The sequence below is a fragment of the Streptomyces clavuligerus genome (genome assembly GCF_005519465.1).
Taxonomy (GTDB): Bacteria; Actinomycetota; Actinomycetes; order Streptomycetales; family Streptomycetaceae; genus Streptomyces; species Streptomyces clavuligerus.
On the sequence record NZ_CP027858.1, the window covers coordinates 1,344,763 to 1,361,120 of the forward strand.

Annotated in this window: 4 protein-coding genes, 1 tRNA gene and 2 rRNA genes; 1 reads left to right on the forward strand and 6 read right to left on the reverse strand. The window is 67.5% G+C overall.

Features of this window, described 5'->3' with window-relative positions; all coding sequences use genetic code 11:
* Positions 1–206: 206 nt before the first annotated feature.
* The 3 genes from CRV15_RS05345 to CRV15_RS05355 form a co-directional block, all read right to left on the reverse strand.
* Positions 207–3,056, reverse strand: coding sequence for a DNA translocase FtsK (locus CRV15_RS05345; RefSeq protein ID WP_003956946.1), 2,850 nt, complete (start codon positions 3,054–3,056; stop codon positions 207–209).
* Between the two features lie 262 nt (positions 3,057–3,318).
* Positions 3,319–4,002 carry a response regulator gene (locus tag CRV15_RS05350; protein ID WP_003956947.1) on the reverse strand — a complete coding sequence of 228 codons (684 nt, stop codon included), beginning with the start codon at positions 4,000–4,002 and terminating at the stop codon, positions 3,319–3,321.
* 264 nt (positions 4,003–4,266) lie between these two features.
* A complete protein-coding gene (locus CRV15_RS05355) occupies positions 4,267–9,681 on the reverse strand; it encodes a HAMP domain-containing protein (RefSeq protein WP_003956948.1) in 5,415 nt (1,804 codons plus the stop codon).
* 270 nt (positions 9,682–9,951) lie between these two features.
* On the opposite strand from CRV15_RS05355, the gene CRV15_RS05360 reads away from it, so the two are divergent.
* Positions 9,952–12,612 carry a SpoIIE family protein phosphatase gene (locus CRV15_RS05360; RefSeq protein ID WP_003962075.1) on the forward strand — a complete coding sequence of 887 codons (2,661 nt, stop codon included), beginning with the start codon at positions 9,952–9,954 and terminating at the stop codon, positions 12,610–12,612.
* 48 nt (positions 12,613–12,660) lie between these two features.
* Here the strand turns inward: CRV15_RS05360 and CRV15_RS05365 are convergent.
* The 3 genes from CRV15_RS05365 to CRV15_RS05375 form a co-directional block, all read right to left on the reverse strand.
* Positions 12,661–12,733, reverse strand: a tRNA-Thr gene (locus CRV15_RS05365).
* Between the two features lie 245 nt (positions 12,734–12,978).
* Positions 12,979–13,095, reverse strand: a 5S ribosomal RNA gene (gene rrf / locus CRV15_RS05370).
* A gap of 75 nt (positions 13,096–13,170) precedes the next feature.
* Positions 13,171–16,296 (reverse strand): 23S ribosomal RNA (locus CRV15_RS05375).
* Positions 16,297–16,358: the final 62 nt, after the last annotated feature.

Here is a 16,358-nt window from a genome sequence, read left to right on the forward strand (position 1 = left end):
GGTTCAGTGTATGGCTGGTACGAAAGGGTGGGGCAACCGGGCGGCCGGGGTTTGTACGCCATCCGAATGGCCGATGGCCGCGGCTCGGCCGGAAGAGCGACGGGGTGGGTGGCGAAACGGCGGGAACGGTTTTTCCGCCCCTCCCTCCAACTTGACGAACGGGCCGGGGAAACGGTTGCCCGCCCAACGCCGGGCGAGCCGAACCCTTATGGGTGAGGCTCCCCCCGGATCAGGGCGAGCACGCCATCGAGTTCCTCCGGTTTGACGAGGACATCACGGGCCTTGGACCCCTCGCTGGGTCCGACGATCGAACGCGACTCCATGAGGTCCATCAGCCGCCCCGCCTTGGCGAAGCCGACCCGCAGCTTGCGCTGGAGCATGGAGGTCGAGCCGAACTGCGTGGACACCACCAGCTCGGCGGCCTGGCAGAGCAGGTCGAGATCGTCGCCGATCTCCTCGTCGACCTCCCGTTTCTGCTGGGAGCCGACGACGACGTCCTCCCGGAAGACGGGCGTCATCTGGTCCTTGCAGTGCTGTACCACCGCCGCGACCTCGTCCTCGGTGACGAAGGCGCCCTGCATCCGGACGGGTTTGTTGGCGCCCATCGGCAGGAACAGCCCGTCGCCCTTGCCGATCAGCTTCTCCGCGCCCGGCTGGTCGAGGATGACCCGGGAGTCGGCCAGCGAGGAGGTCGCGAAGGCGAGCCGCGAGGGCACGTTCGCCTTGATCAGACCGGTGACGACATCGACGGACGGCCGCTGGGTCGCCAGCACCAGATGGATGCCCGCGGCCCGCGCGAGCTGGGTGATCCTGACGACGGAGTCCTCCACGTCCCGCGGGGCCACCATCATCAGATCGGCCAGCTCGTCCACGATGACCAGCAGATACGGATACGGCTGCAACTCCCGCCCGCTGCCCTCGGGCGGCTTCACCTTCCCCGCGCGCACGGCCCGGTTGAAGTCGTCGATGTGCCGGAACCCGAAGGCCGCGAGATCGTCGTAGCGCAGATCCATCTCGCGGACCACCCACTGGAGTGCCTCCGCCGCCCGCTTGGGGTTGGTGATGATCGGGGTGATCAGATGCGGGATGCCCTCGTAGGCGGTGAGTTCCACCCGCTTGGGGTCGACGAGCACCATCCGGACGTCCTCCGGGGTCGCCCTTATCATCACCGAGGTGATCAGGCAGTTGATGCAGGACGACTTGCCGGAGCCGGTGGCGCCCGCGACCAGGATGTGCGGCATCTTGGCGAGGTTGGCCATCACATAGCCGCCCTCGACGTCCTTGCCGAGCGCGACCAGCATGGGATGGTCGTCCTCCGCCGCGTCCGCGAGCCGCAGCACATCGCCGACCTTGACCATCTCCCGGTCGGTGTTGGGGATCTCGATACCGACCGCGGACTTGCCCGGGATCGGCGAGATGATCCGCACATCGGGGCTGGCGACGGCGTACGCGATGTTCTTGGTCAGGGCCGTGATCCGCTCGACCTTCACAGCCGGTCCCAGCTCCACCTCGTAGCGGGTCACCGTCGGCCCCCGGGTGAAGCCGGTGACCGCCGCGTCGACCTTGAACTCCGTGAACACCGTGGTCAGCGCGGAGACGACCGAGTCGTTGGCGGCACTGCGCGTCTTGCCGGGGCCGCCGCGCTCCAGCAGGTCCAGCGTCGGCAGGGCATAGGTGATGTCCCCGGAGAGCTGAAGCTGTTCGGCCCGCGGTGGCAGGGGACGGCTCTCCTCGGGCGACGGCTTGGTGAGATCCGGTACGGAGAACGGGGCACCGCCCGGGGTCGCGCCGCCGGAACCGGCCGCCGGGGTGCGCGGGCCCCGCGCGGGCGGCACCGGCCCGCCGAGGGCCTGCTCCCGGTCCGCCGACAGATCCCTGGTGAGGTCGGCGACCAGCGGCGAGGGCGGCAGCCCGTTGTGGACGGCGCCGTCGAGGGCGGCTGCCGCCGCAGCGGCCACGTCCACCGCGTCCAGCGGGCGGCCCGGCGGGAAGGCGTCCGGCGCACCGCGTCGCCGGGACAGCGCCGCCTCCTCGGCCGCGCCGGGACCGTCGGGGCCGGGGCGGCCGCCCCGACGGCCCGGGCCCCCGGACACCCCCTCGCGCCACCGCGCCTCGTACCGCCGGTCGTCCTCGCTCTCCTCGTACCCGTCGGGCCCGTCGTACCCGTCGTCAGCCGGATGGACGAGCCGCAGCCAGACGAGGAGCTGCCGGACCCGTCGCGGGATCGCGGTGAGCGGGGTCGCGGTGACCACCAGCAGGCCGAAGAAGGTGAGCAGCGCCAGCAGCGGCACGGCGAGCGCGGCCGTCATCATGAAGATCAGCGGCTCGGCGGCGGCCCAGCCGATCAGGCCGCCCGCGTCCTGCACCGCTTCCGTGTCGACGCGGTCCGGGGACCCGCAGGCGATATGGACCTGTCCGAGTACCCCGATGACCAGGGCGGAGAGTCCGATGACGATCCTGCCGTTGGCCTCGGGCCGCTCCGGATGGCGGATCAGCCGGACCGCGATCACCCCGAGGAGTATCGGGACGAGGAGATCGAGCCGGCCGAACGCGCCGGTCACCAGCATCTCCACCAGATCGCCGACCGGGCCGCGCAGATGCGACCAGGTGCCCGCCGCGACGATCAGCGCGAGCCCGAGCAGCAGCAGCGCGAGCCCGTCCTTGCGGTGGGCTTGGTCGAGCCCTTTCGCACCCCGCCCTATGCCCCGGACGAGGGCGCCCACCGTGCGCGCGAGACCGAGCCAGAGGGCACGCACCAGGCGGTAGAGCCCCCCGGTCGGGGAGGGCGCGGGCCGGGGGGCGGCCTTCTGGGCGGCGGTCCTCTTCGCGGGTGCCTTCCGGGCCGCTGCCGCCGGTGCCTTCCGGCCGGTGGCCTTCTTCGCGGGGGGCTTGGCGGAGGTTTTCCCCCCCGCCGGGCCCTTGGCGGCGGGCGCGCCCGGTTTCCCGGCCGCGGCCTTCTTCTTCGCCGCGGCCGTGGCACCGCTCGTACGGCCGGTGCGCGGCTTGGCGGAGGCCGCCGGTTCCTGGGGGCCCTTGCCGGACGTACGTGAAGCCATGGTGGTGAGATTACCGGTGCGGGACGCGGCGGACACGTGTGCCCACGCCCTCACCCGTTGGTGTCGCCCGGGTGCCCGCCTTGACGTGACACTCCCTCAGCGGCCCCCGGCGGACCGGCGCACCGCCCCGACACGGCGGAGCACCGGGTCCGGACGGGCCGTCGGGCACGCGGACCCGGGCCGGTCGCGCCCGGGGAGCAGCGCTGGGGCAGCAGGGAATCAGCAGGGGGTGTCAGTGGGTCAGTCGGTCATCGGCGGGTGGTCAGTTCTGGGTCGGCAGGGCGTTCGGACCGCCCGTGCCCGGCTCCAGCGCGTCCAGCGCCCGCCGCAGGCCGGTCAGTTTGCGTTCCAGATGGGCGGCGGTGGCGACGGCGGCCACATCCGCGGACTCGTCGTCGAGCTGCTTCGACAGGGCCTCCGCCTGCTCCTCGACCGCCGCGAGCCGCGCGGACAGCTCGGCGAGCAGACCCACCGGCTCCTTGCCGTCCGCGCCGCCGCCGGCGCGGGCACCGCCTTCGAGCTGGAGCCTCAGCAGTGCCGCCTGCTCCCGCAGTTGGCAGTTCTTCATGTAGAGATCGACGAACACCGAGACCTTCGCCCGCAGCACCCACGGATCGAAGGGCTTGGAGATGTAGTCGACCGCGCCCGCCGCGTAGCCGCGGAAGGTGTGGTGCGGCCCGTGGTTGATCGCGGTGAGAAAGATGATCGGGATGTCCCTGGTCCGCTCCCGCCGCTTGATGTGCGCGGCCGTCTCGAACCCGTCCATGCCGGGCATCTGAACGTCCAGCAGAATGACGGCGAAATCATCCGTCAGCAGTGCCTTGAGCGCTTCCTCCCCTGACGATGCCCGTACCAGCGTCTGATCGAGCGCGGAAAGAATGGCCTCCAGCGCCAGCAGATTCTCCGGCCGGTCATCGACCAGGAGGATCTTGGCCTTCTGCACCATGCCCCGTCCTCCTCGCCCCGCCCTGGGGTCTCCCCGGCTCCACGAGCCGGGAGGCACCACCGGCGCCGCCCCAGGGGACGACTCCCTTGCGTCGCCCAATGTTGTGCCGGTCATGGTAGCCGCACCCCGCCTGTCGCCACACCCTGTCACCACGATGTCACTGTGCACGGAGAAGAAACGTAACGGGAGTCCGAAAGGTTCCCCGCACGACGACGACGCACACATCCTCCGCCACGGTCAGTCAGCAACAGACGGGGCATCCGGTCACCGAGCGCGCACCCACTGCTCCATCACCGTGAGCAGATGATCCGGGTCGACCGGTTTGGTGACATAGTCGGAAGCCCCCGACTCGATCGCCTTCTCCCGGTCGCCCTTCATCGCCTTCGCCGTCAGCGCCACGATCGGCAACCCGGCGAACTGCGGCATCCTGCGGATCGCGGTCGTCGTCGCGTACCCGTCCATCTCCGGCATCATAATGTCCATCAGGACGACCTGGACATCGTCGTGCTGCTCCAGGACCTCGATCCCCTCCCGGCCGTTCTCCGCGTACAGCACCGTCAGGCCCTGCTGCTCCAGCACGCTGGTGAGCGCGAAGACATTGCGGATGTCGTCGTCGACGATCAGCACCTTCTCGTTGTCGAAGGAGTAGGTGCGCCGCGGCTCCACCGGCTCCGCGGTGACCGGTGTGCCGACGGCCGCCCCCACGCCGGACGCGGGCAGCGCCGCGGCGCCCTCCGCGCTCTCGCGCGCCTTGCGCCGCCGCCGGAAGAGCGTCGCCGACGAGGAGTGCCCGACCTGCCGCGCCGGTGCCGCCTCCTCGGGCGCCGGGGACTCGGCGCCCGGGCCCTGACCGTTCGACGACGGCAGCTCGATCGGGCGGAGCGGCAGATACAGGGTGAACGTCGAACCGCGCCCCGGTTCGCTCGCCGCGTGGATCTCCCCGCCGAGCAGCCGTGCGATCTCCCGGCTGATCGACAGGCCCAGCCCCGTGCCCCCGTACTTGCGGCTCGTGGTGCCGTCCGCCTGCTTGAACGCCTCGAAGATGACCCGCATCTTGCCCGCCGCGATCCCGATGCCGGTGTCCGTGACCGAGAACGCGATCAGCGCGCCGTCCGGGTCGCGCAGCGAGCCGACCTCCAGGAGCTGTTCCCTGATCGACTGCGGGACATCGGCGCCGGAGGGGCGGATCACCAGTTCCACCGATCCGCTGTCGGTGAACTTCACCGCGTTCGACAGCAGATTCCGCAGCACCTGGAGCAGCCGCTGCTCATCGGTGTGCAGGGTCGCGGGCAGCTCCGGCGAGACCCGTACCGAGAAGTCGAGCCCCTTCTCCGCGGTGAGCGGCCGGAACGTCGCCTCCACATAGTCGACGAGCTGCACCAGCGCGATCCGGGTGGGGCTGACGTCCATCTTGCCCGCCTCGACCTTCGACAGATCGAGGATGTCGTTGATCAACTGGAGCAGATCGGAGCCCGCCCCGTGGATGGTCTCGGCGAACTCCACCTGCTTCGGTGAGAGGTTGGTCTCCGGGTTGTCGGCGAGCAGCTTGGCGAGGATCAGCAGCGAGTTCAGCGGGGTCCGCAGCTCGTGCGACATGTTCGCCAGGAACTCGCTCTTGTACCGCATGGAGACCGCCAGTTGCTCGGCGCGTTCCTCCAGGACCTGCCGGGCCTCCTCGATCTCGGTGTTCTTGACCTCGATGTCGCGGTTCTGCTGGGCCAGCAGCTCGGCCTTGTCCTCCAGTTCGGCGTTGGACGCCTGGAGCGCGCTCTGCCGGTTCTCCAGCTCGGCGGAGCGTTCCCGCAGCTGCTCGGTCAGCTCCTGCGACTGTTTCAGCAGCACCTCGGTCTTGGTGTTGACGCTGATGGTGTTGACGCTGGTGCCGATCATCTCGGCGATCTGGTTGAGGAAGTCCCGCTGGATCTGGGTGAACGGCTGGAACGAGGCCAGCTCGACGACCCCGAGCACGGTGCCCTCGAACCGCACCGGCAGCACGATCACATGTGCGGGCGATGCCTCGCCGAGCCCGGAGGAGATCTTGAGATACCCCGGGGGGACGTCGACCTGGATGGTCCGGTTCTCCTCGGCCGCCGTCCCGATCAGGGTCTCGCCGGGCCGGAAGGTGGTGGGCATCGACCCGGCGGAGTAGCCGTAGCTGGCCCGCATGACCAGCTCGTAGGAGCCGTCCCCGCTGCCGGTGCCCACCAGGTCCTGGCTGCCGGGACGCAGGGCCAGGAAGAAGGCGCCGTGCTGGGCGGAGACGACCGGGGTCAGCTCGCTCATGATCAGCGAGGCGACGTCGTCGAGGTCGCGCCGCCCCTGCATCAGGGCCGAGATCCGGGCCAGGTTGCCCTTGAGCCAGTCCTGTTCCTCATTGGCGAGCGTGGTGTCGCGGAGGTTCGCGATCATCGTGTTGATGTTGTCCTGGAGGACCTGGATCTCGCCGGCGGCATCCACGTCGATCTTGAGATTGAGATCGCCCCGGGTCACGGCGGTGGCCACCGCCGCGATCGCCCGCACCTGCCGGGTGAGGTTGCCCGCCATCTCGTTCACCGACTCGGTGAGGTCGCGCCAGGTGCCGTCCACGGCCCGCACCCGGGCCTGGCCGCCGAGCTGCCCGTCGGTGCCCACCTCCCGGGCCACCCGGGTGACCTCCTCGGCGAACGAGGAGAGCTGGTCGACCATCGTGTTGATGGTGTTCTTCAGCTCCAGGATCTCCCCCCGGGCATCGATGTCGATCTTCCGGGTCAGATCGCCCTTCGCGATGGCGGTGGTGACGGTCGCGATCTGCCGCACCTGACCGGTCAGATTGGACGCCATCGAGTTCACGGACTCGGTGAGGTCCTTCCAGGTGCCCGAGACGCCGGGCACCTGGGCCTGGCCGCCCAGCCGGCCGTCGGTGCCCACCTCCCGCGCCACCCGCGTCACCTCGTCGGCGAACGAGGACAGCGTCGTCACCATGGTGTTGACGGTGTCGGCCAGCTCGGCGACCTCGCCGCGGGCCTCGACGGTCACCTTCTTGGTGAGGTCGCCCCCGGCGACCGCCGCGGAGACCCGGGCGATGTTCCGCACCTGACTGGTGAGGTTGTTCGCCATCAGATTGACGTTGTCGCTGAGGTCCTTCCAGATGCCGGTGACGCCCCGGACCCGGGCCTGGCCGCCGAGCACCCCTTCGGTACCGACCTCCCGGGCCACCCGGGTCACCTCGTCGGCGAAGTCGGACAACTGGTCGACCATGGTGTTCACCGTGGTCACCAGCTCCAGGATCTCGCCCTTCGCCTCCACGGTGATCTTCTTGGTCAGATCGCCCTTCGCCACCGCGGTGGTCACCTCGGCGATGTTCCGCACCTGACTGGTCAGGTTGTTCGCCATGAAGTTGACCGACTGCGTGAGGTCCTTCCAGGTGCCGGAGACCCCCTGCACCTCGGCCTGGCCGCCGAGGATGCCCTCGGTGCCGACCTCCCGGGCGACCCGCGTCACCTGCTCCGCGAAGTTGGACAGCTGATCGACCATCGTGTTGATGGTGTTCTTCAGCTCCAGGATCTCCCCGCGGGCGTCCACATCGATCTTCTGCGACAGATCGCCGCGCGCGACCGCCGTCGTCACCTGCGCGATCTGCCGGACCTGCGAGGTGAGATTGCCGGCCATGCCGTTCACCGAGTCGGTGAGGTCGCGCCAGACACCGGCGACCCCGGGCACCTGGGCCTGACCGCCCAGCCGACCGTCGGTGCCCACCTCCCGCGCCACCCGCGTCACCTGCTCCGCGAAGGCGGAGAGCTGGTCGACCATCGTGTTGATGGTGTTCTTCAGCTCCAGGATCTCGCCCCGGGCGTCCACATCGATCTTCTGCGACAGGTCACCGCGCGCCACGGCGGTCGCCACCTGGGCGATGTTGCGCACCTGGGCGGTGAGATTGCCCGCCATGAAGTTCACCGAGTCGGTCAGCTCACGCCAGGTGCCGGAGACCCCGTCGACCCGGGCCTGACCTCCGAGCCTGCCCTCCGTCCCCACGTCCCGGGCCATCCGGGTGACCTGGTCGGCGAACGAGGAGAGCTGCGCCACCATCGTGTTGACGGTGTTCTTCAGCTCCAGCATCTCCCCGGCCACATCCACCGTGACCTTCTGCGACAGATCGCCGCGCGCGACCGCCGTCGTCACCTGCGCGATGTCCCGCACCTGGCCGGTGAGGTTGTGGAAGGCGTTGTTCACGGAGTCCGTGAGGTCCTTCCAGGTCCCCGCCGCACCCGGGACCCGGGCCTGACCGCCCAGCCGGCCCTCGACACCGACCTCGCGGGCCACCCGGGTGACCTCCGAGCCGAAGGACTGGAGCTGGTCCACCATCGTGTTGACGGTGTTCTTCAGCTCCAGCATCTCCCCGGCCACATCCACCGTGACCTTCTGCGACAGGTCGCCGTTGGCGACCGCCGTCGTCACCTGCGCGATGTCCCGCACCTGGGTGGTCAGATTGCGGAAGACCGTGTTCACGGAGTCCGTGAGGTCCTTCCAGGTCCCCGCCGCACCCGGCACCTGCGCCTGGCCGCCGAGCAGCCCCTCCGCGCCGACCTCGCTCGCGACCCGGGTGACCTCGTCCGCGAATGTCCGCAGCGTCTCGGTCATCTGATTGATGGTGTCGGCGAGCTGGGCGACCTCGCCGCGCGCGCTGACGGTCACCTTCTGCGACAGATCGCCGTTGGCGACCGCCGTGGTGACCTCGGCGATCCCGCGCACCTGCGAGGTCAGATTGCCCGCCATGGTGTTGACCGAGTCGGTCAGGTCCTTCCACACACCGGCGACCCCGGGCACCTCGGCCTGGCCGCCCAGCTCGCCTTCCGTGCCGACCTCGCGGGCCACACGTGTCACCTCGTCGGCGAAGTCGGAGAGCTGGTCCACCATCGTGTTGACGGTGTTCTTCAGCTCCAGCATCTCCCCGTCGACATGGACGGTGACCTTCTGCGACAGATCGCCCATCGCGACGGCCTTGGTCACCCGGGCGATGTCCCGCACCTGAGCGGTCAGCCGCTGTGCCATGAAGTTGACCGACTCGGTCAGATCCTTCCAGGAACCGGACATGCCGCGGGACTGCGCCTGCCCCCCGAGCTTGCCCTCGGTCCCGACCTCCAGCGCCACCCGGGTCACCTCGTCGGTGAACGAGGACAACTGGTCCACCAGGCCGTTGACCGTCCGCGCCACCTTCAGGAACTCACCGCGCAGCGGCCGTACGGCGCCGTCGGCCCCGTGCGAGCGCAGCTCCATCCGCTGGTCCAGCTCACCGTCGGCGACCGCCGACAGCACCCGGCCCACCTCGGAGACCGGCCGCGACAGATCGTCCACGAGGTCGTTCGTCGCCTCGATCGCGGCGGCCCAGGAGCCCTCGCAGGCACCCGTCTCCAGCCGCTCGGTGAGCTTGCCCTCCCGCCCCACGACCCGGCGCACCCGCGCCATCTCCCCGGTGAGGTGCAGATTCCGGTCGGCGACCTCGTTGTAGACGGCCGCGATCTCGGCCATCACATCGTCGCCGGACACCGTCAGACGCCTGCGGAAGTTCCCGTCCCGCATCGACACCAGAGCGGCCAGCAGCTTGTGCAGAGCAGCCGTATCGACCTCTGTCGTCGCATTGCTCCGGGATCGTCCGCCTTTCGCGCGCGTGCTAGTGCCACGCGCCGACGCGCCAGACTCCACCGTGTCCCTCCCGCAGGGGTCGACCGAGCCGCCTGAGCCGTAACAGGCGGCCTGCCCAGTGTTTCACCCACGCGGAACCAGGCCATAACAGTTCGGCAGCAACGCCCGCCGAAGCCATCCCCTGCGGGACGGAAACAGCGGCAACCGGCATCCGCGCGGACAGCGAAGGTAAGTAACCTGGCTTCCGGCTGTCCAACCGCCCCGGTCCGCCCGGCCGGGGTGGCACGGGCACGAGAACCACCACCGGGCACCTGGAGGGGCAGGCCGATCATGGCGGAGCCGGGCGTCGACACACGTACGAGGAGTTCTGTGATCACCGCGCGGGCGGCTGCCAGCTTTGACCCTGTCGGGCGGTCCGTCGCGACCGCCCGCGCCTTTGTCCGCGACACCCTCCAGGGGTGGGGGTACTCCGATGTCGTGGACGACGCGGTCGTCCTCACCAGCGAACTCGTCACCAACGCGATCGTCCACGCCGGCACCGCCGCCGATGTGCTCTGTCTGCGCAAGGAGGACAGCGTCCGCGTCGAGGTCGGCGACCGCTACCCCGAACGCGAGGTCCCGATGCAGGGCGCGGGCCACGCCTTCGCCTCGCTCGACAGCGAGAACGGCCGCGGTCTGATGCTGTGCTCCGCGCTCGCCTCACGCTGGGGCGTCGAGTACAGCCCCGCCCGGAAGCACGTCTGGTTCCAGCTCGACCTGCCCCGCCGCCCCGTCGGCACCCGCTCCGCGGGCCCTGTCCTGCCGACCGCCCTGCTCCCCGCCGCCGACGAACGGGTGCGCGTCGCCGTCGTCCAGATCGACCGCTGCGGCGCCCTCTCCGCCTGGAACGGGGACGCCGAGAAGATCTTCGGCTACACCGCCGAACAGGTCGTCGGCAAACCCCTCGCCGACCTCGCCGCCTGGCCCCACACCCCCGGCACCGGTACCGGCATCGCGGAGGCCCTTCAGCTCTCCCGCTGGGAGGGCAGCTACGGCATCCGCGGCACCGACGGCCGGGTCATCCCCGTCTACGCCTCCCATCTGCGGGTCCGCGACTCCCAGGGCGAGCCGTCCACGGTCTGTCTGCTGGTACGGGACGACGAACGCGCCATCCTCCAGACCCCGCAGCGCGGCCCCGTACCCGACCCCGCCACAGGCACCGACGGCACCGGCGCGGACCCCTTCGAAGTCTTCATCGGCTCCCCCGCCCCCGACGACCTCGACGGACTCCTCCAGCGGACCGTCGAACGCGCCCGCGACATGCTCGACGGCGACGCCGCGTTCCTGCTGCTCGCCACCGACGACGAGACCGAACTGGAGGTCCGCGCCACCACCGGGCTCCCCTCGGCGCGCCAGCGGTTCGCCCGCGTCCCGGTCGAGGCAGGCACCGGACGGTACGGCTCCGCGCGGATGCCCGCCGTCCACGACGACCTCGCCTCGGTCCCCGGTGCGGTGCCCCTGCTCAACTCCACCGGGATGCGCTCCGTCGTCACCGTCCCGCTCAAGGTCGAGGGGCGGCTCACCGGCTCGCTGGGGGTCGCCGCCGAGTCCGCCGGACGGTACTCCAACGAGGAGGCCCTGCGGCTCCAGTTCGCCGCCGACCGTATCGCCCTCGCCGTCGAGTCCGCCCGCCTCGGCGAGCTGGAACGGCTGCGGCGCGGCTCGCTCTCCTTCCTCGTCGAGGCGTCCGACCTGCTCGCCGGGACTCTCGACCGGGACCAGACACTCGCGCTGATGGCGCAGATGACGGTCCCGACGCTGGCCACCTGGTGTGCCGTCTACACCATCGCCGACCAGTCCTCCGACCCCTATCTCAGCTATGTACTGCACGAGGACGAGGAACGCATCGACGGGCTGAAGGCGCTGCTGTCCAAGGTTCCCCCGCCGGACCCGGTGCTGACCCCCGGGGCCCGGGTCTGGGCCGCTCCCGGCCGTGCCGCGCAGCAGGCGGCCCTGCTCACCTCCCGGCGCGAACTGGGTCTCGGCTCCTCGCAGCCGGTCTCCTCCGGCATCGACACCACGCTCGCGACCGCCGCGGCCGTCGGCGGTGAGACGGTGGTCCTGCCCCTGGTCGCCCGCAACCGCGTCATCGGGATGCTGACGCTCGGCAAGCCCTCCGACGACCACTTCCGTCAGGAGATCCTGGAGCTGGCCGAGGATCTGTCCCGCCGGGCCGCGCTCGCCCTGGACAACGCCCGCCTGTACTCGGAGCGCGTGGCCAACAGCCAGGCCCTCCAGCGCAGTCTGCTCCCGCCGGAGTTGCCCGAGGTCCCGGGTGTCGAGGTCGAGGTCATCTATCGCGCGGCGGGCGAGGGCAACGAGGTCGGCGGCGACTTCTACGACCTGTTCCCCATCCGCGACGGCGCCTACGGCTTCGCCATCGGCGATGTCTGTGGTACGGGCCCGCAAGCGGCGGCCGTCACCGGTCTGGCCCGGCACGCCCTGCGGCTGCTGGCCCGTGAGGGCTTCGGCGGCCCGGCGGTCCTGGAGCGGCTGAACGCGGCGATCCTCGACGAGGGGGCCCGCAGCCGCTTCCTCACCCTGCTCTATGGCGAGCTGTGGCCCCAGGAGAACGGCGGAGCCCTGCTGAAGGTCGTCTGCGCGGGCCATCCCCTGCCGCTCCGGCTGCACCGCGACGGCACGGTGGAGCCCGCCGCGGAACCTCAGCCGCTGCTGGGTGTCATGGACGAACTGGAGCTGTTCGAGCAGGAGGTCACCCTCGACCCGGGCGATGTCCTGCTGTGCGTCACCGACGGGGTCACCGAGCGCCGTGAAGGCAGCCGCATGCTGGGCGACGAGGGCCTCGCCGAAGTCCTCGCGGGCTGCAAGGGTCTGACGGCCGGCGCGGTCGCCGCGCGGGTCCTCAGAGCGGTCGAGCGCTTCGCCGCGGAGCCCGCGTCCGATGACATGGCCATCCTCGCCATGCGTGTCCCGGGTCCGTTCCCGCTCTAGACAAAGAGAAAGGCCCCCGCCGAGTGGCGGGGGCCTTTCTTTTTACTGAGCCCCAATACGGAATCGAACCGTAGACCTTCTCCTTACCATGGAGACGCTCTACCGACTGAGCTATTGGGGCCTTGTTGTCTGGCGCTTGCGCCGTTCAACGAGGTTAATCATACACGGTTCTGACAGTGGCTCGACCCACGCCCGAGGGCGGCCCTCCCTCGGCGCCACAAGGCCGGCCACGCAGGGGCCGGGCGGCTCGGAAGGGGTTCCGGGGAGGGTTGGCAGGGCCTGGCATGGCCTGGGAAAGGGCCGGAAAAAGGGTCCGGAAACGCGAAAGGCCCCGCACCATACGGTGCGGGGCCTTCCCCAAAAATTGTTCGGCGGCGTCCTACTCTCCCACAGGGTCCCCCCTGCAGTACCATCGGCGCTGAAAGGCTTAGCTTCCGGGTTCGGAATGTAACCGGGCGTTTCCCTAACGCTATAACCACCGAAACACTATGAAACAATCAACAAACCAGCAATGGGTTGTTCGTGGTTTCAGAACCAACACAGTGGACGCGAGCAACTGAGGACAAGCCCTCGGCCTATTAGTACCAGTCAACTCCACCGGTCACCCGGCTTCCATATCTGGCCTATCAACCCAGTCGTCTACTGGGAGCCTTACCCCATCAAGTGGGTGGGAGTCCTCATCTCGAAGCAGGCTTCCCGCTTAGATGCTTTCAGCGGTTATCCCTCCCGAACGTAGCCAACCAGCCATGCCCTTGGCAGGACAACTGGCACACCAGAGGTTCGTCCGTCCCGGTCCTCTCGTACTAGGGACAGCCCTTCTCAAGACTCCTACGCGCACAGCGGATAGGGACCGAACTGTCTCACGACGTTCTAAACCCAGCTCGCGTACCGCTTTAATGGGCGAACAGCCCAACCCTTGGGACCGACTCCAGCCCCAGGATGCGACGAGCCGACATCGAGGTGCCAAACCATCCCGTCGATATGGACTCTTGGGGAAGATCAGCCTGTTATCCCCGGGGTACCTTTTATCCGTTGAGCGACGGCGCTTCCACAAGCCACCGCCGGATCACTAGTCCCGACTTTCGTCCCTGCTCGACCCGTCGGTCTCACAGTCAAGCTCCCTTGTGCACTTACACTCAACACCTGATTGCCAACCAGGCTGAGGGAACCTTTGGGCGCCTCCGTTACTCTTTAGGAGGCAACCGCCCCAGTTAAACTACCCATCAGACACTGTCCCTGATCCGGATCACGGACCCAGGTTAGACATCCAGCACGACCAGAGTGGTATTTCAACAGCGACTCCACGAACACTGGCGTGCCCGTATCACAGTCTCCCACCTATCCTACACAAGCCGAACCGAACACCAATATCAAACTGTAGTAAAGGTCCCGGGGTCTTTCCGTCCTGCTGCGCGAAACGAGCATCTTTACTCGTAGTGCAATTTCACCGGGCCTATGGTTGAGACAGTCGAGAAGTCGTTACGCCATTCGTGCAGGTCGGAACTTACCCGACAAGGAATTTCGCTACCTTAGGATGGTTATAGTTACCACCGCCGTTTACTGGCGCTTAAGTTCTCAGCTTCGCCAGAACGAATCCTGGCTAACCGGTCCCCTTAACGTTCCAGCACCGGGCAGGCGTCAGTCCGTATACATCGCCTTACGGCTTCGCACGGACCTGTGTTTTTAGTAAACAGTCGCTTCTCGCTGGTCTCTGCGGCCACACCCAGCTCACCAAGCATGTTGGATCACCAGACATGGCCCCCCTTCTCCCGAAGTTACGGGGGCATTTTGCCGAGTTCCTTAACCATAGTTCACCCGAACGCCTCGGTATTCTCTACCTGACCACCTGAGTCGGTTTAGGGTACGGGCCGCCATGAAACTCGCTAGAGGCTTTTCTCGACAGCATAGGATCATCCACTTCACCACAATCGGCTCGGCATCAGGTCTCAGCCTTAATGTGTGACGGATTTGCCTATCACACGGCCTACACCCTTACCCCGGGACAACCACCGCCCGGGCTGGACTACCTTCCTGCGTCACCCCATCGCTTACCTACTACCACCTCGGGTCGTCGGCTCCACCACTCCCCCTCACTCCGAAGAGATCAAGGGCGGCTTCACGGACTTAGCATCAGAGGATTCGATATTGGGCGTTTCAAAGCGGGTACCGGAATATCAACCGGTTGTCCATCGACTACGCCTGTCGGCCTCGCCTTAGGTCCCGACTTACCCTGGGCAGATCAGCTTGACCCAGGAACCCTTAGTCAATCGGCGCACACGTTTCCCACGTGTGTATCGCTACTCATGCCTGCATTCTCACTCGTGAACCGTCCACCACTGCCTTCCGGCGCGGCTTCACCCGGCACACGACGCTCCCCTACCCAACCCAGCACCCGTTGGGGCTATCTGCTGGATTGACACGACTTCGGCGGTACGCTTGAGCCCCGCTACATTGTCGGCGCGGAATCACTTGACCAGTGAGCTATTACGCACTCTTTCAAGGGTGGCTGCTTCTAAGCCAACCTCCTGGTTGTCTCTGCGACTCCACATCCTTTCCCACTTAGCGTACGCTTAGGGGCCTTAGTCGATGCTCTGGGCTGTTTCCCTCTCGACCATGGAGCTTATCCCCCACAGTCTCACTGCCGCGCTCTCACTTACCGGCATTCGGAGTTTGGCTAAGGTCAGTAACCCGGTAGGGCCCATCGCCTATCCAGTGCTCTACCTCCGGCAAGAAACACACGACGCTGCACCTAAATGCATTTCGGGGAGAACCAGCTATCACGGAGTTTGATTGGCCTTTCACCCCTAACCACAGGTCATCCCCCAGGTTTTCAACCCTGGTGGGTTCGGTCCTCCACGACCTCTTACAGCCGCTTCAACCTGCCCATGGCTAGATCACTCCGCTTCGGGTCTTGAGCGCGCTACTGAATCGCCCTGTTCGGACTCGCTTTCGCTACGGCTTCCCCACACGGGTTAACCTCGCAACACACCGCAAACTCGCAGGCTCATTCTTCAAAAGGCACGCAGTCACGAGGATACGAGTAAACTCGCATCCCGACGCTCCCACGGCTTGTAGGCACACGGTTTCAGGTACTATTTCACTCCGCTCCCGCGGTACTTTTCACCATTCCCTCACGGTACTATCCGCTATCGGTCACCAGGGAATATTTAGGCTTAACGGGTGGTCCCGCCAGATTCACACGGGATTTCTCGGGCCCCGTGCTACTTGGGTGTCTCTCAAACAAGCCGCCACAATTTCAGCTACGGGGGTCTTACCCTCTACGCCGGGCCTTTCGCATGCCCTTCGCCTATCATGACGGTTTCTTACTTGTCTCACAGTCGGCAGACTGTGAAAGAGAGATCCCACAACCCCGCATGCGCAACCCCTGCCGGGTATCACACACATACGGTTTGGCCTCATCCGGTTTCGCTCGCCACTACTCCCGGAATCACGGTTGTTTTCTCTTCCTGAGGGTACTGAGATGTTTCACTTCCCCTCGTTCCCTCCACACTGCCTATGTGTTCAGCAGTAGGTGACAGCCCATGACGACTGCCGGGTTTCCCCATTCGGAAACCCCCGGATCAAAGCCTGGTTGACGACTCCCCGGGGACTATCGTGGCCTCCCACGTCCTTCATCGGTTCCTGGTGCCAAGGCATCCACCGTGCGCCCTTAAAAACTTGGCCACAGATGCTCGCGTCCACTGTGCAGTTCTCAAACAACGACCAACCACCCGCCACCCCACCAC